Raw genomic sequence first — 18,909 nt, 5'->3', positions numbered from 1 at the left:
CGCAGGAGAACCCGGTGCGCCGTCGCCGCCGCGCTCGCGTTCGGCCTTCTCTGCAATCAACGACAACATGTCGAACCTCTCTTTGGTCTCCCTGGACAGCACATCGGAAACGATGCCGGCCTGGCTGGACGAAGAGCCGGGGAGTTTCGTGCTGCGAAGCGAGTCCTCGGAAGAAGAAGCGTGGAGCACATCGTCGCAGGATGAGTTCGATGACGAGGAGCCGTTGCGCTCCTTGCACGGCGACTACGAGCGGACGATTTCTCCGCGCCCGGTGTTCACGGACGACGCGTCGGCGGACTCCTTCGGGATAGATCCGGAAAAGCTGGCCGAAGCCAGAGCGGCGATGAAGAACACCTTCACGATCTGGTACCAGCATGCCAGGCGCCGGCAGAACGCGAAGGCCGACAGCAAGAACTACGAGGCGAAGCAAAGGCCCTACACGAAGACGGATGGCGAAACCGGAATGGAGACGCAGTTGCTCAGAATCGAACCGACCCGGGCCGAGCGCCTCCAGGCAAGCAACAGCAAGGCGGGAAAACAAGCAGCGGCGGGCACGAACCGTGCGAAGGTCTTGATGCGCAACCTGACCGGTACCCGCCGGCGGTACGGCAGCAACTATGCGAGCGACAAGGGCACGGAGGGGCTGCTGAACAACAAGAAGCTGGAGCCGGTCGTGTTCGCCTCTGGCATGCTCACCGAGGGAAAGATCGATACCTCCATTGTCGGCGCCGCCGGCGTCCATACCTCGGCGATCGGCGGGGCGCTGGGCTTTGCCAGCGTGCCGGCTTCGATCGCCGACACCCTGGACGTCCTGGACACCTATACCGGGTTGCTCAGCAGCAAGGCCCAGGCCAAGGCGAGTCTGCGTCATTGCGAAGACGCCCGTCGATTCATGCTCTACCTGGAGAACGCGACGCCGGAGGAGGCGCAGAACTACCTGGTGTTCTGCCAGGCAGCCCAGAAGCTGCTCGGTCGAACCAGGGAAGTGCGAGCGACCCACGCCGCGGTCAAGACGGACGCCGCCAAGGGTGGGGTCGTGCAGCCGGTGTCCACCACGGCGTCGACCTCCGTCCAGATCGCCAACCTCGTGGTCGGCTCTCCCGCTGTCGGCTATGCGAGTGCGGCGTTGGCGCCATTGGCCATTGCCAGCGCAGGCCTCGATATTCATTTGAGCAAGCAGGAGCAGGCGCGCAGACAGGCACAGCGCGAGTCGGCGATCGAGCGCAAGGAGGCGATGGCCGAGGTGCTGAGGTCTTGTGCCGGGCATCCCCGATACGCACTTCTGGCGGGCATCGTCGCCGGGCTGAACGCGCAGCAGGATCGATTGATTCGCCAGGCCAAGGTCGAATACGCATTTGCCAAGGCCCGGGAAATCAAATCCGCCACGAGCGTGCCCTTGAGTGTGGCTGGCGCCGTGACAACCGCCCTGGTCGCCGGCGGCGTGGCCACTGCCGCAACGGGGGGCGCCGTGGCGGCGGTGGTGGCCGTGCCGGCCCTGGTCATGGCGGCTTTGCTCACGGTGCGAGCCCGTCGCCGGGCCAGGGCCGAGCACACGTCGAAATGGCGCCAGCGCGGCGTTTGCGCCCTGGCCTTCCATATGCCGCGCAAGGTGCTGGAGCAAAAGCTGGCCGGCACGCATCCCGACGGCTCGAACTTCCAGGTGAATATCGGAGAAGGCGAATACCTGGCCCAGTTCCAGACCTTTGCCGGCATCCGCCTGATCGAGTTCGACGTTCGCGACAACGAGTACGCCGCGCTTCGAGGGCTGGCACTGCAAGTTCAGGACTTCATCCTGGCCCGCGATGCCGATGCCGCGGCGCCCTTCAGCGCGCTGCTGAATGCGCTCGGCGTCAACGAAGTCGATCTGCTGGCCCTGTGCAAGTCCGCCGCGGCCAAGCCATCAGAATTGCGCGCGGACTACATCCAGAACTACCTTGCGCCCCTGCTGGGAATGAAGTTTCGGATGGAAGGCGCAACGCAGGCGCTCCCCCACGTGTCGGTCTTTCTCGACGCCTTCAGGCTCGCGTGGATGAAGGTCCACGACAAGATGCCCAAGACCGTGGGCACCGATGATTTCTACGCCCGAGTCCGATGGAAATTGATGGCCCGATATGCCGATCCGAAGGAGGGCATGGCGGCCTTCATCAAGACAACGGGCGAGTTCCTGAGCAAGACCCGGGACGGACCGCATCCCTCCTACGACCTGAACCTCTACAACGAGTTGCAGCGCTTTCGCGCCTATTGCCTCCAGGTGCAGGAAATGCATGCGCAAGCGGCGCCAACGAAGACCGAGGAGATGAAGTCGAGGCAGAAAGACGGACGCAAGAACGCCGCGAGGACCGGCCCGACCGAATGGCGAGTCTCGGGGAACGACCTGGCAGCCCGCGCGGTGCGGTCGGCGAACGCCAAGGCCGGTCCGCCGATTGCTGGATTGGAGCCGACGCTGAGTCGGAGCCACGGCCCCTTGATCAGTCACAAACAAGAGGAGAAGGAAAAGAAGGGGACGGAAAGGAAGCCGCCGATACCGGCGATTCATCGAAGCCTCGATTCATCGAGCGGACGATCCGATGCTGCGCGGCAGGACGAGACGCCGCCGACGAGCCCGAGGACGCCCACGACCCCGAGGACACCGAGGACCTTGCGGACGCGCAGCAGCCCGAGGACGCAGACACCCTCGAGAACGCTGAGAACGCCAGGGAGCCCGCGCACGCCAAGGACGCCGACGCCGCACTCGGAGGTGATGCCGACGCCCATCGTGCCGGCGCGCGAAGCGCCGAAGACGAACCGAAACCCCGATGAATAGGCGAACCCCTGAGCGCGGCATTCGCGCGAAGGGTCGATCGACGCAGACCCGCCCTTCGATGGGGCAACGTCGATGAAAGACGCCTCAAGATGGCGACTCATTCGCCCCTCGATGGGGCCTCTTCTCGGTCTGCATGAAAAGACTTGCGCGAATCGCGCATGACTGGAACGGCGGCAGGGACCGCGTTACGAAGAGTGAGGAATTCATTCATCACCACGCCTCAAGGAGCACGCATGAGCAGAGAAGACTACGCCCGATTCGTGGAAGACTTTTGCGATGACCTCGGCATCGAGCAGTCCGACGAGGTATTGCATCGCGGCCTTCTGCAGGTGGACGACACGCTGATCGGCATCGAATATCTCGACGCGCGAGAAGAGGTCCGCATTCTCATGGACCTCGGAGAAACAGAAGTCGACACAAGAAGCGAGCTGCTCGCGCTCTTGCTGGAGGCCAATCTCGGCAACACCAGCATTTGCCTGCCGACCTTCAGCATGCATCCCGAGACACGGCATCCGATCGTCGCGTACCACGTGCCGCTGCAGGCATTGCTCGATGAAGAGCTCGACCTCGCGCTCGTGCTTCAGGAACACATGGTTCCGATGCTCGCCGAATGGAGGAGCGCAGTGGATGAAGCGCTCGACGCAGAACGGGAAGGTACGGAACTCGCGCCGCTTGCGGGCGCACGGGTCTGAACGAATCAATGAAAGGGAGTCATTCATGGACAACATCGGCAAGCGCAACAAGATCCAGCGGACCCGGACGACGGGCGATGCGACGGTGGAGACGGTGAAGGATGTCAGGCGGCTGCGCAAGACCTTGCGCAAGGCCGAACCGAATGCACCGGCGCCAGGCAGCGAAGGCGGCCGCTCTGTCATGCGCATCAAGGTCGCCGAGAGCGGCAGCTTTTTCTCTCATGCTGGCGAAGCTCTGCGGCCCTGGGGGCCTGACACGACCGGGAATCGGCTCAGCCCCTCCGATTCGCGGCGCACGCGCCGTCCGGCCTTCGTACCCAGGCTCGACATGGCGCACCGACTTCATGAATCCGGGGACGGCATGACGCGCATTTTCTCGAGCAGCGAGAGCGACACGCCCATCGTTTCGCCGCGCCGTGCGATCGACGAGCCGGATCCTCTCTTCGGTCTCGATCCCGAAAAACTTCAGCAGCAACGCGCCCTCTTGCAATCCGACTTCGACCGCAAATACGACTTTGCGAGAAAGCATCAGACCGACAGGATCGGGCGCAAGAACTACGTGGAAGTACAGGAGTTGGTGCCGTCGGAAGAAGGCCAACTTCAAAGGGAGACGCAATGGGTCAGGTCCGAAAAGACCTATGCGGAGCGCTTCCTCGAGCACAATGCCGAGACGGAGAAGAAGATCCAGACAGGCTTCAATCGCATGAAGCGCGTCGCACGCAGCCTGACCCACAGCCCGCGCAGGACCGGCAGCAACTATGCAAGCGACAAGCCCATGGACGAGCTGCTGAGCCTCAAGAAGATGCAGGGAGTCCTGGGTACCTTGACCACGCAGACCGCAACGAGATTGGACTTCGGCATCGCCGGCGCCGCGGGCGCCGCCGTCCCCGGTGCGGCCAACGCCCTGCCCCTCGTGGGCGTCGTGGCGGGCGGCGTCGACGCCGTGCAAGCCGCCCGCGCTGCCGTGCAATTGCACAGCAGCGACGCCGACATCAAGGCGCAACTGCGGCACCTCAACGATGCCGAGCGATTCCTTCGCTTTCTGTGGGCCGCGACGCCGAAGGAGGCGAAGCACTACCTGCAGTTCGACCAGGCGGCCCGACAACTGCTCGAACCGACCAAGGAAGAGCGCGCAGCCAGGGCTTCCCTGAAGGACGACATTCTCAACAGGGCCGTCGTGTTGCCGCCGATGACGCTCGCCTCGACCGGCGTGCAGATCGCCGGCATGGCGGTGACCACCAGTGCAACCGCCGCCGCCGGCGCGGCGCTGTCACCGCTGGGCATTGCGAGCAGCGCCATCGACATTCACCAGGGCAAGCAGGAACAGAAGTATCGGCGCGAACAGATACGGCTGGCGAAACTGCGCAAGGCCGCGATGAGCGCCGTGGTGGCGGCTCATGCCGGACATCCCAAGCACGCACTGCTGGCGGGCATCGTCGCCAGTCTCAGCGCAGGACAGGATCGGCTGCTTCGCGACGCCAGCGCCGGCAAGGCCTTCGGCAAGTTCCGCGAGATCAGGGGTGCCGTCAGCATCCCCCTGACGACCGGCGCCACCGTCGCGACCGGACTGGTGCTCGGCGGCGTCGCCACCGCGTTGACAGGGGGCATCGCGGGGGCGGTGGCCACCGTGCCCATCCTGGTCCTGCTCGGCGTGCTGACGAACGAGGTCCACCGCATCGCGAGGGTCGAGCACAAGGCCAAATGGCGCCAGCGCGCAGCCCAGGTGATTGCGCTGGACACACCGCGTGATGTGCTGGAACAAATGCTGGCCGGTACCCATCCGGGCGGATCGACGTTTCGGCTGGAAATCCGGGAAGGCGACTATCTCGCGGAATTCCAGACCTTCGCCGGAGTCCGCCTGATCGAACTCGACGTTCTCGAGAATGAATACGTAGGCCTTCACGCGCTGGCGCTGCAGATTCACGACCTCGTCACGGGCGAGGACCGCGGTGACGTGTCTCCGTTCCTCGACCTGCTGGAAGCCCTCGGCATGCATTCGGTCATGCAGCTTGCCGTCTGCAAGGCGGCATCCGGCGAGCCTTCGATCGCGCAGCGCGACTTCATCCAGAACCATCTGGCGCGCACCTGCATGGGCATGACTTTCCGCATGGCGGGCCCGATGCAGGCGCTTCCCCATGTGTCCGTGTTTCTTCGACACTACGGTCTTGCCTGGATGGAGGTCGTCGAAGACAGCAAGCTTCTGTCGGCGTCCCAGATGGCCGAGGGCTTGGAGTCCGAGGCGCTCAAGGAGCTTGTTCACTCCGACAGATTCCTGGCCGCAGTACGCTCGAAACTGGTTGCCCGATACGTCAACCCGAAAGAGGGACTTGCAGCCTTCATGCAGAGGTCCCGCGAATTCCTGCACAAGACCTGGGGGATGTCGCACCCCGCCCGTGACTTGAACCTCTGGAACGAATTGCAGCGCTTCTGCGACTATCAGCAAGGCGTCGAGCAAGATCTGCTGGAAGGCGATATCAAGCGGAAAAAAACGGGCCGCGCGGACGACGTTGCGAAAGCCCCCGAGATCCAGCAAGCCGGACGGAAGCTGGCGCAGTCGAAGAAAGAGTCGGAAGCGAAGGCGCAGATGGAGGCATCATCGAGGGCAGCGGTCATTGCCAGGGAGACGAGGAAGATCGAAAAGCACCCCGCCCTCGCAAAGAGCCTCCCGGCGAGCAACCGGGCCCCGGCGAAAATGCCGAAGATCGATCGACGCATCAATTCATGGAGCGACGTGTCCGGAGAGTCGGAAGGAGAGAAGGAAGCGTTGCTGAAGACGCCCAGGACTCCGAAAACCAACCGACGCTTCGATGATTGACCCGCGCCGGACCGGCCGCGGCGCCGCTCAGTCGCGGATTCCGACCAGCAAGCGCGGCAGCAGAAGCTCCGCCGCGCCGCGCAGTACCACGGCCGCCGAAGCGTCGAGGTGCAGGGGCGCGACGTCGAGCGTGATGAGCCGGCCGCCCTTGGCGAGCGACGCCAGCGGCAGGTCGGCCGCGGGGTAGACGATCGCCGTGCTGCCGACCAGCAGGAAAACGTCGGCCTCCTCTGCCGCCATCTGGGCGTCGAGCAGTACGCCGGGGTTCAGCATCTCGCCGAACATGACGACGTCCGGGCGCGCATGCGAGCCGCAGCGCAGGCATCGGTGAAGCGGCCACGGTCCGTGCCGGTTGCCGCAATGATCGCAGCGCCAGCGGCGCAGCGAACCGTGCAGTTCCAGCACGTCCAGGCCGCCGGCGCGGGTCAGGAGGCCGTCGACGTTCTGCGTGATGAGCCGCGTCGCCGGACGCAAGCGCTGCAACTCCGCCAATGCCAGGTGGCCCGGATTGGGCTCGGCCGCCTCCACCGCCGCGAGGCGCTCGGCCCAGAAGCGGGTGAAGCCGGCCGGGTCCCGCTGCAGGTCGTCGGCATGCGAGAACTTCAGCGCGCCCTGCTGCATCCACAAGCCGTCGGCATCGCGGTAGGTCGGAATGCCCGAGGCCTTCGACAGCCCCGCGCCAGAGAGCACGGCAATGCGCCGCGCCGAGCGCAGTAGCGCGATGGCGGTGTCGAGGGGGCCAGGGTTCTCGGTCATCGGCGTTGGCCTGAATTCTGCATCGACGCCCGTGCTCGCATGCGGGGCGGTTTTCGATTCGGGAATACCCGCACAGCAAAATCCCAAATCTTGCCTACATTGGTTGTATGCAAGATAAATGACTTCTTGCATGCAAACATCACGGAGATCTCCCATGCCCCGTTTCGCCAAGTCTCTCTTCGGTCAGGTCGTCATCGCGCTGGTGCTCGGCGTGGCGGTGGGCCTGTTCTTTCCGGCCTTCGCCGCCAAGCTGCAGCCGCTCGGCGACGGCTTCATCAAGCTGATCAAGATGATCATTCCGGTGCTGGTGTTCTGCGTGGTGGTGCACGGCATCGCCGGCGCAGGCGACCTGAAGCGCGTCGGGCGCGTCGGCGTCAAGGCGCTGGTCTACTTCGAGGTGCTGACCACCATTGCGCTGGGGCTCGGGCTGGTGCTGGCCTTCGTCTTCAAGCCCGGCGTCGGCATGAACGTCGACCCGGGCAAGCTCGATCCCAGCGCGATGGCAAGCTACGCATCGAACGCCGACAAGCTCACCCACGGCGGCACGGTCGACTTCCTGATGAGGCTGATCCCGACCTCCGTGGTCAACGCCTTCGCGACCGGCGACGTGCTGCAGGTGCTGCTGTTCGCGGTACTGTTCGGCTGCGCGCTGACGCTCCTGGGCGAGCGCGGCAAGCCGGTCGCCGTGGTGGTCGACGCGCTCTCGCTGGTCCTGTTCAAGATCATGGGGATCATCATCAAGCTGGCGCCCTTGGGCGTGCTGGGCGCGATCGCCTTCACGGTCGGCCAGTACGGCATCGGCTCGCTCAAGCAGCTCGGCATGCTGGTCGCGCTCTACTTCGCCTCGGTGCTGATCTTCGTCTTCGTCGTGCTGGGGCTGGTGATGCGGCTGTCGGGCTTCAGCCTCGTCAAGCTGCTGCGCTACTTCCGTGAAGAACTCGCGATCGTGTTCGCGACCACCTCCTCCGATGCGGTGCTGCCGCAGATCATGGCCAAGCTGCGCTACATGGGCATCCGCGATTCGACCGTGGGCCTGGTGATCCCGACGGGCTATTCATTCAACCTCGACGCCTTCTCGATCTACATCACGCTGGCCGCGGTGTTCATCGCCCAGGCCACCAACACGCCGGTCTCGATGACCGACCTGCTGACCATCCTGGCGATCGCGCTGGTCACCTCCAAGGGTGCGCACGGCGTGCCGGGCTCGGCGATCGTGGTGCTGGCAGCGACCCTGCATGCGATCCCGGCGATCCCCGCCATCGGCCTGGTGCTGGTGCTGTCGGTCGACTGGTTCATGGGCATCGCGCGCGCCTTGGGCAACCTGGTCGGCAACTGCGTCGCCACGGTGGCGATCGCGGCCTGGGAAGGCGACATCGACCGCGAGCGCGCGCACGCGGTGCTCAACGGCACCCATTCGCCCGAGGACGAGCCGCTGGCCGAAGCCGGCTCGCCGGCCCTGCCGGCCGGGATCCCGCTGGCACACTGAGGCCCCATGACCGACATCACACCGACCACCATCGCCGAGCGCGTCGTCGAAGCCATCCTGGCGCAGAAGCTCGCGCCGGGCGAGCGGCTCGGCGAGCAGGCGCTGGCGGAAAACTTCGGTGTGAGCCGCACGATGGTGCGCGAGGCGCTGATGCAGCTGCAGGCGCGCGGCTTCGTCGAGGTGCAGTCGCGCCGCGGCTGGTACGTGGTCGAACCTTCGGCCGAGGAGGCGCGCGATGCCTTCGCGGCGCGCCGCATCGTCGAGGCCGGCATCCTGGCCGAAGCCGGGCGGCCGCTCGCGAAGGTGATCCGCAAGCTGCGCGAACACATCGCCGACGAGAAGCGCGCGATCGCCGGCGCCGATGCCGCCACGCGCGCCTTCCTCCTGGCCGATTTCCATGTCTGCCTGGCCGACCAGATGGGCCACCGGCTGCTGTGCGACGTGCTGCGCGACCTCACGGCGCGCACCACGCTGGCGGCCACGCTGTTCCAGTCGACGCACGAGGCGGCGCAGTCGTGCGCCGAGCACGCGGCCATCGTCGCTGCGCTCGAGGCCGGCGACACGGCGCGCGCGCGGCAGTTGATGCTCGACCACATCGGCAACGTCGAGGAAGCGCTGGAGGTCGAGGCCACGGCCGGCCCCGGCGCCGACGAGCGCCTGCGCGCGACGCTGGCACCGGTGGCGCTGCCGCGCGCGCGCTGACTGCGCCGCGGGTGCGGCAGGGCCAAGGTCGGCTACAGTCGATCTGCCTATGAATTCCCCCCAGCTTCAACGCGGCGTCTTCCTGTTCCTGCTGTTCGCGGTCACGATCGCCTTCGGCTGGATCCTGTTTCCCTTCTTCGGTGCGGTGATGTGGGGCATGGCGCTGGCGATCCTGTTCACGCCGGCCTACAAGCGGCTGGCCAGGAAGATGGGCAATCGGCGCAACCTGGCGGCCATCGCCACGCTGTCGCTGGCGCTGGTGGTGGTGGTCATCCCGCTGAGCGTGATCACCGTCTCGCTGGTCGACGAGGTGTCGCTGGTGTCGCAGAAGATCCGCTCGGGCGACATCAACTTCGCCAACTACTTCCAGCAGGTGGTCAATGCCATTCCGCACTGGGCGCTCAACCTGCTGGACCGCTTCGGGCTGGGCAACGTCGAAGGCCTCATCAGCCGCATCTCCGCCGGCGCCGCGCAAGGCAGCCAGGCCATTGCCGCGCACGCGCTCAGCATCGGCCAGAACACCTTCGACTTCCTGGTGAGCTTCGCGATCATGCTGTACCTGCTGTTCTTCCTCTTGCGCGACGGCGGCGATCTGTCGAAGACGATCCGCAATTCGCTGCCGCTCGCCAAGCCGCACACGCACTACCTGCTGAACAAGTTCACCACCGTCATCCGCGCCACCATCAAGGGCAACGTCGCGGTCGCCGCGGCGCAGGGCATCATCGGCGGGCTGAGCTTCTGGTTCCTGGGCGTGCAGGGGGCGCTGCTCTGGGGCGTGCTGATGGCTTTTCTCTCGCTGCTGCCGGCCGTGGGCGCGGCGCTGATCTGGCTGCCGGTGGCCATCTACTTCCTCGCCACCGGCGCGATCTGGCAAGGGTTGACGCTGATCTTCATTGGCGTCTTCGTGGTCGGCCTGGTGGACAACATCCTGCGGCCGCTCCTCGTCGGCAAGGACACCCAGATGCCCGACTACGTCGTGCTGATGTCGACCATCGGCGGCATCGCGCTCTTCGGCATCAACGGCTTCGTGATCGGGCCGGTGATCGCGGCACTGTTCATGGCGGTCTGGGACCTGTTCGCTTCCTCCAACGAGGAAGACGGCAACACGCCGCCCTCGCCGTGAACGTCGACGCCCATGCATCGACTGGCACAGGCACGATCGAACGGCCCGGAACTTCACCAGCCTCCTCCCCTCTACATCCCACACCGACAGGAGACGTGGGAATGACAAGTCAATGAGTCAGCGCGGCCAGAGCGTCCAGTACGCAAGAAGTCCCCTGCTTGCCAGCAAGACCCCGGTCTGGCGCAGCAAGCTGATCGTCGCCGGCATCGCGTTCGGTTTCCTGATGCTGGCGGCCCGCGCGGTCTTCGTGCAGGTGATCGACAACAGTTTCTTCCAGCACCAGGGCGAGGTGCGCTTCGTGCGCACGCTCGAGCTGCCGGCGGACCGAGGCCGCATCCTCGACCGCAATGGCCTGATCCTGGCGTCCGACATCCCGTCGCCGAGCATCTGGGCCGTACCCGAGAACGTCGAGCGCGACGACCCCGCCGTCAAGGCCAAGCTCAGGCAGGTCGCCAAGCTGCTGGGCATGCCGCAGAAGGACCTCGACCAGAAGCTCGACGACGACGACAAGTCTTTCGTCTGGCTCAAGCGGCAGGTCGACGATCCGGTGGCGCGGCAGATCGCCGAGCTCGACATCAAGGGCATCCACTTGCGCAAGGAATACAAGCGCCGCTATCCGATGGGCGAAGCCGCGGCGCACGTGGCCGGCTTCACCAACATCGAGAACACCGGCCAGGAAGGAATCGAGCTCGCCTTCGACAAGGAACTCGCCGGCAAGGCCGGTTCGCGCCGCGTCATCAAGGACCGGCTCGGCGCCGTCGTCGAGGACACGGGCGAGCAGGTGCCGCCGATCGAAGGCAAGGACATCCAGCTCAGCCTGGACGATCGGATCCAGTCGGTGGCCTACGAGAAGCTGCGCGATGCGGTGATCGCCAACAAGGCCCGGGCCGGCAGCGTGGTGGTGGTCGATGCGGTCAGCGGCGAACTGCTGGCGATGGCGAACTACCCGAGCTTCGACCCCAACGACCGCCACAACCTCACCGGCGAACAGCTGCGCAACCGCGCGATGACCGACGTGTTCGAGCCGGGCTCGACGATGAAGCCGGTCACGGTCGCGACCGCGCTCGAACTGGGCCGCGTCAAGCCGACCACGATCATCGACACCAACCCGGGCCGCATCACCGTGTCCGGGGCGACCATCCATGACGACGAGAACTTCGGCGTGCTGACGGTCGAAGGCGTGATCCAGAAGTCCAGCAACGTCGGCGCGACCAAGATCTCGCAGCGCATGACGGCCCACGAGATGTGGGATTCGTTCACCGCGATGGGTTTCGGCCAGAAGCCGCAGACGGTGTTCCCCGGCGCGGTCACCGGGCGGCTGCGGCCGTGGAAGTCGTGGCGGCCGATCGAGCAGGCCACCATGTCCTACGGCTACGGGCTGTCGGCCTCGCTGTTCCAGATCGCACATGCCTACACGGCCTTCGCGAACAACGGCAAGATCATTCCGGTGACGCTGGTGAAGGCTAGCGTGCCGCCGATCGGCGTGAGGGTCTTCTCGCCGGAGGTCGCCAGCGAGGTCCGCAAGATGATGCACATGGCGGCGTCGCCCGGCGGCACCGCGCCACTGGCGCAGACCGAGGGCTATTCGGTCGGCGGCAAGACCGGCACCGCGCACAAGCAGGAAGGCAAAGGCTACGCCGGCAACAAGTACCGCGCCTGGTACACGGGCATGTCGCCGATCGACAAGCCGCGCATCATCGTCGCGGTGATGATCGACGAGCCGAGCGCCGGCAAGTACTTCGGCGGCCTGGTGGCGGCGCCGGTGTTCAGCCAGGTGGTGCAGGAGACGCTGCGCATCATGGACGTGCTGCCCGACCTGGCCGTCGCGCAGCAGGTGCACTGAGCCGGCGCCCGGCCGGCCGCGGCTTGACGACCTGCCGCAGCCCGTCCAGCCCGGGGCCGACGCTCTCGGCCTCGGCGCTCTCCGAATAGACGGCGTAGGCGGGGTACAGGAACTCGGGTGCGCCCGGCACGCGGTGCAGGCGGCCCGATGCGAGGTGGCCGCGCACGACGTCCAGCCGGAAGTAGCCCGAGCCGCCGGCCGCCAGCAGGTATTCGCGGCCCAGCGGGCCCAGGCTCGCCGACACGCCGGCGCCCGACAGATCGGGAAAGGCCAGGTCGTGCTGCACGGCGAATTCCTGGCCCCAGTCCACATACACGTAGTCGTCGGCCTTGGGCGCGTGGCCGCCGGGAGAGGTCGTCACCATCACGAGCTTCTCCTCGATCAGCAGCTCGATCCGCAGGCCGGGCCGCTGGTGCGGCGCATACATCACGGCGATGTCGAGCGTGCCTTCCGAGACCCGGCTCAGCAATTGCTCCGACAGGCCGACTTCGGTGCGCAGCGCCAGTTGCGGCGCGGCGCGGCGCATCCACAGCAGCCAGTTGAGCAGCAAGGGCTCCCAGAGGCTCACTTCGCAACCCACCGTGAGCACGGCCTGCCTGCCGGGCGGCACCTGCATCTGGTGCTGGGCCTGTTGCCAGGCCTGCACCAGGATCAAGGCATAGCGCCGGAAGCGCTCACCGGCCGGCGTCAGCGTGGCGCCGGCGCGGTTGCGCACGAACAGCGTGCGGCCCAGAAGTTCCTCGAGCGAACGCACGCGCGCGCTGATGGCCGTCTGCGTCAGGTGAAGACGTTCGGCGGCGCGCAGGAAGGAGCCGCTCGACACGATCTCCAGAAAGGTCTTCGCGAGGTTGATGTCCATGGGTTGTTCTGCTGCATTCTGGTCTTCAATGCAATCCTATTGCACTCAATGGCATTTGAATTCGTTTTACTTGCCGACCTCAAAGTTCGAAGATGTATCCACGCCTGTTGGCGGATGGACCGGACTCAAGACCAAGGAGTGCACCATGTTTGCAAGAGAAATCATGACATCGCCGGTGATCACCGTCTCGCCCCTCACACCGGTGAGCGACATCACGGCCTTGATGCGCGAGCGCCATATCAGCGGCGTGCCCGTGCTGGATGCGGACCAGCTGGTCGGCATCGTGAGCGAATCCGACCTGCTGCATCGCTACGAGGCCGAAGCCGATCGCTGCGCGCCCCGGCCTTGGTGGAGCCGGCTGATCCAGCGCAGCGCGCCGCCGCTGCGCTATGTGCGATCGCACGGGACGCGGGCAGCGGACATCATGACCTGCGGCACGGTGTCGGTGACCGAGGACACGCCGCTGGCGCAGATCGCCCTGCTGCTGACCACGCGCCAGCTGCGCCGCGTGCCGGTGCTGCGCGGCAAGCGGCTGGTCGGGATCGTGACCAGCGCCGACCTTGTCGCGGCATTGCTCGCTCACAGCGAGAAGCAGCCGGACTGCCCGCATTGCGACGAAGAGATCCAGGCCCGCCTGACGGCGGAACTCGACCAGCAGGAGTGGTGGAATCCGCATTGGTCGCACCTGTCGGTCATCGACGGGATCGTGAGCTTCCACGGCATGATCGAGCACGAGGCGCAGCGGGACGCGGCGCGCGTGGCCGCCGAGAACACGCCCGGCGTGCGCGGCGTGGTGGACGACCGCATCCGTGCAGCCGACTGGCAGGCCATGGCCTGAGCCGGAAGGCGGAATCCATGAACGCCAGGACGCCCTGCGCGACACGGTCGAGCGCCGCCTCGGCGCCGCCGCTGGCGCTGCACCTCGCTGGCCAGGACCGGCTCCGGCAGCAGTGCGCGTCGCTGAGAAGCCTGGCGCACCGCCTGGACGAACCCGATGCAGCGCAAGAGCGCGAGAGCATCCGCACCGCGCTGAACGCACTGAGCCAGGCTTTCCAGGTCACGCTCGAATGGCATCGCTCGGATCAGGAGGTCGATCTCTTTCCCGCGCTGCTCGAATCGATGGCCGGCTCGGACGCGGTCTGCATCCGGCAGATGGCGGACGATCTGACGGCCGAGCACCGCGCGCTCGAAGCACGGTGGCATCGGGTGCGCGCGGCGCTCGACGCCGTCGCCGAGGGCGGGAATGCCGGGATGCCGTCGGCGGAGGTCGACGCGCTGGCATCGCTGTGCGAGCGCCACACCGCGTTCGAGGATGCCGAGCTGCTGCCGATGGCCGAGCGCCTGCTGAGCGATCCTGAACTGGCGCGCCTCGCGCACGCGATGGCCGAACGCCGCGAGGAGCTGTAGCCGCCACAGTCCAGCGCCCGCACGGGCGCCCCGCTTCGGGATCTTCTTCTTGCGCAACGCGCCTCGGTGCCGGCATCGAAAGGCGGCCAGGGCTTCTTTTATGTCACGTCGTGATATAAACGGAACCCCCTGTTGCTGTGCCTGCCTGCCTGTGAATGCGCGAACACTTGCCAAGAAAGACTTCGAATCGCTGTCCGAATTCCGCTACCAGATGCGCCGCTTCGAGCGCTTCTCCGAGCGGGCGGCACAGGGCGAAGGCATCACGCCGCAGCAATACCTGCTGCTGCTCCACATCAAGGGATTTCCCGGCCGCAAGTGGGCGACCGTCGGCGAGCTCGCCGACCGCCTGCAGATGCAGGCGCATGGTGCGGTGGCGCTGGTCACGCGCTGCGAGACGCTGAACCTCGTCGAACGCCGGCCCAGCGAGATCGATCGCCGGCAGGTCGAGGTGCACCTCCTCGACCAGGGCGAGCAGGTGCTGCACCGGCTGGCCGACCTGCACCGCGCCGAACTCAAATCGCTGAAAGGCGTGTTCCAGATTCCCCAGATCGACTATCCCCCATCACCATGACGCATCCCCATCGCGGCGACTTCGCCCTCAATGCACGCCTGCTGCGCATCACGGCCATGGCCGCCGTGATCGGTGCGCTCAGCACCGCGGCAGCCTACGTGCTGCTGGACCTCATCCGCTTCTTCAACAACCTGTTCTTCTTCCAGACCTTCTCGATCGCCGACCGCTCGCCGGCCGACAACACGCTCGGCGCCTGGGTCATCGTGGTCCCGGTCATCGGCGGCCTGATCGTCGGCGTGATGGCGCGCTACGGCTCGGACAAGATCCGCGGGCACGGCATTCCCGAGGCGATCGAAGCCATCCTCTTCGGCAAGAGCAAGATGTCGCCGAAGGTCGCGCTGCTCAAGCCGATCTCGTCAGGCATCGTGATCGGCAGCGGCGGCCCGTTCGGCGCCGAAGGGCCGATCATCATGACCGGCGGCGCCATCGGCTCGCTGATCGCGCAGTACTTCCACCTCACCTCGGCCGAGCGCAAGGCGCTGCTGGTGGCCGGCGCGACGGCCGGAATGACGGCGGTCTTCGGCACGCCGGTCGCGGCGGTGCTGCTGGCGGTCGAGCTGCTGCTTTTCGAGCTGCGTCCGCGCAGCCTGCTGCCGGTCGCCGTGGCCTGTGCGGTCGCGGGCTTCTGCCGGCCCCTGCTCATGGCGCCGGGGCCGCTGTTCCCGCTGCAGACCGCGGTACCCGGTCCGCTCGCCATGATGTCGTGCGTGATCGCCGGCCTGTTGTGCGGCGCGCTGGCGGCGGCGCTGTCGGCTTCGCTCTACAAGGTCGAGGACCTGTTCGGCAAGCTGCCGCTGCACTGGATGTGGTGGCCGGCCATCGGCGGCGTGGCGGTGGGCATCGGTGGCTACCTGGAGCCGCGCGCGCTCGGCGTCGGCTATGACGTGATCGGCGACCTGCTGCACAACCACCTGGCCATCGGCGTGGTGCTGGCGCTGCTGGCGGTGAAGGCGGTGATCTGGGTCATCGCGCTGGGCTCCGGCACCTCGGGCGGCGTGCTGGCGCCGCTCTTGATGATGGGCGCCGGCGTCGGCGTGGCACTGAGCCGGGTGCTGCCCGGCAACGATCCGATGCTGTGGCCCATGGTGTGCATGGCCGCCACCCTGGCCGGCGTCATGCGTGCACCGCTGACGGCGACCATCTTCGCCTTCGGGCTCACCAACGACAGCAATGCGCTGCTGCCCCTGATCGCCACCTCGGCCGTGGCCTATGGCTTCACCGTGCTGACCATGCGCCGCTCGATCCTGACCGAGAAGATCGCGCGCCGCGGCTATCACATCTACCGCGAGTACGGCATCGATCCATTGGAGCGCCACTTCGTCGAGGAAGTGATGACGCGCGAGGTCCGGACCCTCGACGCCGGCATGCCGGTGGACGAGGCGATCGCCACCTACTTCGGATCGGGCCAGCTGCACCGCGCCTTCCCGGTGCTGCGCGACGGTGCGCTGATCGGCATGGTCGACCGCACCGCGCTCGCGTCCCACAGCGCCCGGGTGCCGGCCGCGACGGTGGGTGACGCGTGCGGCGACGCCGAGCCGCTGGTGGCGCTGGCCGCCGAAAGCTGCCGCACCGTGGCGACGCGGCTGGCGCGCCATCGGCTGGAGCGGCTGCCGGTCGTGAAGGACACGGAGTCGCTGACGCTGGTGGGTATCGTCGCGCGCAGCGACCTGATCAAGCCTTCGCTGGTGCACTTCGACGATGAAGAAAAGCGCGAGCGCATGCGGGGCATGCCCTGGCAGTCGCAGTCGGAGCAGCCCTAGACATGATGGCCGCCTTGCCCGGATCGGCGGCCATCATGTCTAGGCGCCTCAGTTCCCTCCCCAAGGGCGTACTGCGTACCCTCGCCGACCTGTGGCGCGACTCGCTTCACCAACGACGATTTTCCGGCTCCCCAGTTTCCGGAAACGCCGATGATCAGCGGCTCGCTGCCAGCCTCCTGGATCAGTTGCGCGGCCGCCTTCGCCACATGTGAAAAATTAAGCAAGTCAATTTTGACCTCGACGTCGTTCCACATCTGCGATGCCTCCTTTAATTTGTTCTTGATTGCCAATATCGGCGAAGAAGCTGTTCGTGGCTTGCCGAAGGTGAACGACCGCATAACGACTTATGCATCGGGTTGCCTTTCGAAAAAGAAGCACTCAGGCAGCATGGCTGGAGCGATGTAGTCGATGTCCTTGGTCGACACGCCGCAGGCAAAGAAGCCGTCGCGCCAATGCCGGACAACATCGACGAGTCGATCGATCTGCCCGCGCGCCTCTTCCGCAGTCAAACCGAAACGCCCCGCTTGCGACAGGAGGTTGTAGATGCTGGCCGTGCGACCGTAGTCGCCGATGGTCAACGCCAGGTCTCGCCTCTCCAGGTTGACCACAGGTGCGGGCACGAGGTCGTAGGCCGGAGACAGCCGCCATCCCTTCTGCCTGCGTAGCAGAGCGTGGTTGCGTGGATGATCATCGTTGTTGGTCACGGCGGCATTGAAGACCATCCGCCTGAATAATTCGGCGCAGTCAGCTTCCGGCTTGTCGGACCATCGGCGCAAGTTGTCGGCCAGCAGCGGGTAGGACCAGCGCTCGCGGTCCAGGTGGCTGTCACCACAGTCAAGCACGGTCAAGCCGCTGACAAGGCCGAAGCGAAGGTAGCCCTTGTCGGTATGGTTGCGGTCGAAGCGCTGCAACATCAGCACATCGCTCCCGCCAACGGACTGGAGCCGCGCCTGTGTGACGTTCAGGCCGCATCTCCGAGCCAAGTCGAGCGTCGCAAATTCGACTCGCTGCAGATTGAAGCGGTCATCTCTAGCGGGAAACTTGCCGAGCCAGAGACTTTGCGCGTCCTCGATCGTGGCCTTCGGCCGCGCACCACCCATGCTGGTGCCAGGATCGAGCTGTTCGAGCAGATGGGCGGCCACCGGGCGCCCCTCTTCGATCGCCTGTGTGGCCGCGATCAGCTCGGCCAACTGGTGTGTGCGGTTGTACTGGCGCTTGGGCGCGGGCGGTTCGGCCTTCAGCCCGAAGCTCAGGTACCCTGCCCCCCAGGGGTGAGGACCTGTTGGACCTGCGGACCAACGGTCCATTCAAGGGGTGCAGCGAGTTGCTGCGGTCGGCGCGCGCCGGGCTGATGGCGGCATGGGCAACCGGTGATGCGGCGCAAGCCGCCACGGGCTTGCTCAACTTCGTCAAGGTCAATGAGGCGGCACTCCGGACCCACATGCCGGGGAACGCCGAGTTCCGCGCATGGGCGCGCAACATCTCGGACTGGCTGTACAGCACCGATCACATCGCTGTCGGCTACGGCTTGGAGTATGACGGCGTAGATATCGAGCAGTTGTCGCCTGGCACGCTGGGCATCGTCTTGCTGCTGCTGTACTTGGCGATTCTCGACTATCGACGCGAGATCCATGCGTTGCTCAACCGCGGTGAATCTGTTCATCACCTGCAACGAGCAATTTACAGCGGTCGGGTAGCACCCGAGCGAGGCCGACGGCCGCAGGAGATGGTGGCGATTGCAGGGGCGCACGCGCTGTCGACGAACATCGTTCTCGCCTGGAACACGCAACGGATGGACCGAGCCATCACTCGCCTCAAAGGGGAAGGCATCGAGATCAAGGAGGACTGGCTGTACCGAATCGGGCCGGCGCACTTCTCGCACATCAACTTCCGGGGAACGTTCAAGTTCAATGTCGGGAAGTACGAATCTGTGTTGATCGACAGAATCGTCAGGCCGTCTTCCGCAAAGGTGCTCTGAAGCGTCGCTGCACAAACGTGATGGTGACGCATGGCGGGGCATGCTTAAGGTCGAATGCGATCGTGCGGCCCAAGGGTCCAGGCGTATCAATGTGCATTGAAAGCACGGAGCCGC

The 18,909-nt window shown here is 65.9% G+C and carries 15 protein-coding genes and 1 pseudogene; 12 read left to right on the top strand and 4 right to left on the bottom strand.

What is annotated here, in order from left to right; translation table 11 throughout:
- The first annotated feature begins 67 nt into the window (after positions 1-67).
- The 3 genes from WDLP6_RS07785 to WDLP6_RS07775 all read left to right on the top strand — a co-directional run bounded on the left by WDLP6_RS07785 (position 68) and on the right by WDLP6_RS07775 (position 6,310).
- Positions 68-2,803: a hypothetical protein gene (locus tag WDLP6_RS07785; RefSeq protein ID WP_162591873.1), complete on the top strand. Its 2,736-nt coding sequence runs from the start codon at positions 68-70 to the stop codon at positions 2,801-2,803.
- 143 nt (positions 2,804-2,946) lie between these two features.
- On the top strand, positions 2,947-3,495 hold the full coding sequence (locus WDLP6_RS07780; RefSeq protein ID WP_162591872.1) for a CesT family type III secretion system chaperone: 549 nt from the start codon (positions 2,947-2,949) through the stop codon (positions 3,493-3,495).
- A gap of 25 nt (positions 3,496-3,520) precedes the next feature.
- Positions 3,521-6,310 carry a hypothetical protein gene (locus tag WDLP6_RS07775; RefSeq protein ID WP_162591871.1) on the top strand — a complete coding sequence of 930 codons (2,790 nt, stop codon included), beginning with the start codon at positions 3,521-3,523 and terminating at the stop codon, positions 6,308-6,310.
- A gap of 27 nt (positions 6,311-6,337) precedes the next feature.
- Here the strand turns inward: WDLP6_RS07775 and WDLP6_RS07770 are convergent, their stop codons facing one another.
- Positions 6,338-7,066, bottom strand: coding sequence for an SIR2 family NAD-dependent protein deacylase (locus tag WDLP6_RS07770; RefSeq protein WP_162591870.1), 729 nt, complete (start codon positions 7,064-7,066; stop codon positions 6,338-6,340).
- Positions 7,067-7,220: 154 nt separating this feature from the next.
- On the opposite strand from WDLP6_RS07770, the gene WDLP6_RS07765 reads away from it, so the two are divergent.
- From WDLP6_RS07765 to WDLP6_RS07750, 4 genes are all read left to right on the top strand, one after another.
- Positions 7,221-8,552: a C4-dicarboxylate transporter DctA gene (locus WDLP6_RS07765; RefSeq protein WP_162591869.1), complete on the top strand. Its 1,332-nt coding sequence runs from the start codon at positions 7,221-7,223 to the stop codon at positions 8,550-8,552.
- A gap of 6 nt (positions 8,553-8,558) precedes the next feature.
- On the top strand, positions 8,559-9,254 hold the full coding sequence (locus WDLP6_RS07760; protein ID WP_162566477.1) for a GntR family transcriptional regulator: 696 nt from the start codon (positions 8,559-8,561) through the stop codon (positions 9,252-9,254).
- Between the two features lie 49 nt (positions 9,255-9,303).
- Complete coding sequence (locus tag WDLP6_RS07755; RefSeq protein WP_162591868.1) at positions 9,304-10,377, top strand: AI-2E family transporter; 1,074 nt, start codon at positions 9,304-9,306, stop codon at positions 10,375-10,377.
- A gap of 112 nt (positions 10,378-10,489) precedes the next feature.
- The gene (locus WDLP6_RS07750) at positions 10,490-12,220 is read left to right on the top strand and encodes a peptidoglycan D,D-transpeptidase FtsI family protein (RefSeq protein ID WP_162591867.1); all 1,731 of its coding nucleotides are present in this window, start codon (positions 10,490-10,492) and stop codon (positions 12,218-12,220) included.
- Here the strand turns inward: WDLP6_RS07750 and WDLP6_RS07745 are convergent.
- Positions 12,174-13,079, bottom strand: a complete 906-nt coding sequence (locus tag WDLP6_RS07745; RefSeq protein WP_162566474.1) for a LysR family transcriptional regulator — start codon at positions 13,077-13,079, stop codon at positions 12,174-12,176. The two genes, WDLP6_RS07750 and WDLP6_RS07745, sit on opposite strands and share 47 nt — an antisense overlap.
- 145 nt (positions 13,080-13,224) lie before the next feature.
- Here WDLP6_RS07745 and WDLP6_RS07740 point away from each other — a divergent pair, with 145 nt between their 5' ends.
- The 4 genes from WDLP6_RS07740 to WDLP6_RS07725 all read left to right on the top strand — a co-directional run bounded on the left by WDLP6_RS07740 (position 13,225) and on the right by WDLP6_RS07725 (position 16,817).
- Entirely contained in the window at positions 13,225-13,917 is a 693-nt protein-coding gene (locus tag WDLP6_RS07740) for a CBS domain-containing protein (protein WP_162591866.1), read from the top strand.
- 17 nt (positions 13,918-13,934) lie between these two features.
- Positions 13,935-14,486, top strand: coding sequence for a hemerythrin domain-containing protein (locus WDLP6_RS07735; RefSeq protein WP_162591865.1), 552 nt, complete (start codon positions 13,935-13,937; stop codon positions 14,484-14,486).
- A 100-nt stretch (positions 14,487-14,586) separates the two neighbouring features.
- On the top strand, positions 14,587-15,057 hold the full coding sequence (locus WDLP6_RS07730) for a MarR family winged helix-turn-helix transcriptional regulator (protein WP_443083446.1): 471 nt from the start codon (positions 14,587-14,589) through the stop codon (positions 15,055-15,057).
- Complete coding sequence (locus WDLP6_RS07725; RefSeq protein ID WP_162591864.1) at positions 15,054-16,817, top strand: chloride channel protein; 1,764 nt, start codon at positions 15,054-15,056, stop codon at positions 16,815-16,817. Before WDLP6_RS07730 ends, WDLP6_RS07725 begins: the two co-directional genes overlap by 4 nt.
- Here WDLP6_RS07725 and WDLP6_RS07720 read toward each other — a convergent pair.
- Positions 16,814-17,071: a P-loop NTPase fold protein gene (locus WDLP6_RS07720; protein WP_162595008.1), complete on the bottom strand. Its 258-nt coding sequence runs from the start codon at positions 17,069-17,071 to the stop codon at positions 16,814-16,816. The genes WDLP6_RS07725 and WDLP6_RS07720 overlap by 4 nt on opposite strands.
- A 90-nt stretch (positions 17,072-17,161) precedes the next feature.
- Positions 17,162-18,007: a type II toxin-antitoxin system HipA family toxin gene (locus WDLP6_RS07715; protein ID WP_232076991.1), complete on the bottom strand. Its 846-nt coding sequence runs from the start codon at positions 18,005-18,007 to the stop codon at positions 17,162-17,164.
- Between the two features lie 77 nt (positions 18,008-18,084).
- Here WDLP6_RS07715 and WDLP6_RS35490 point away from each other — a divergent pair.
- Positions 18,085-18,795 (top strand): annotated as a pseudogene (locus WDLP6_RS35490) (Tn3 family transposase); the annotation flags it as partial.
- Between the last annotated feature and the right edge of the window lie 114 nt (positions 18,796-18,909).

It is taken from the genome of Variovorax sp. PBL-E5 (assembly GCF_901827185.1).
Classification (GTDB): Bacteria; Pseudomonadota; Gammaproteobacteria; order Burkholderiales; family Burkholderiaceae_C; genus Variovorax.
The sequence above is the reverse complement of the archived record's forward strand: the minus strand, read 5'-3'. Positions and strand labels throughout refer to the sequence as shown.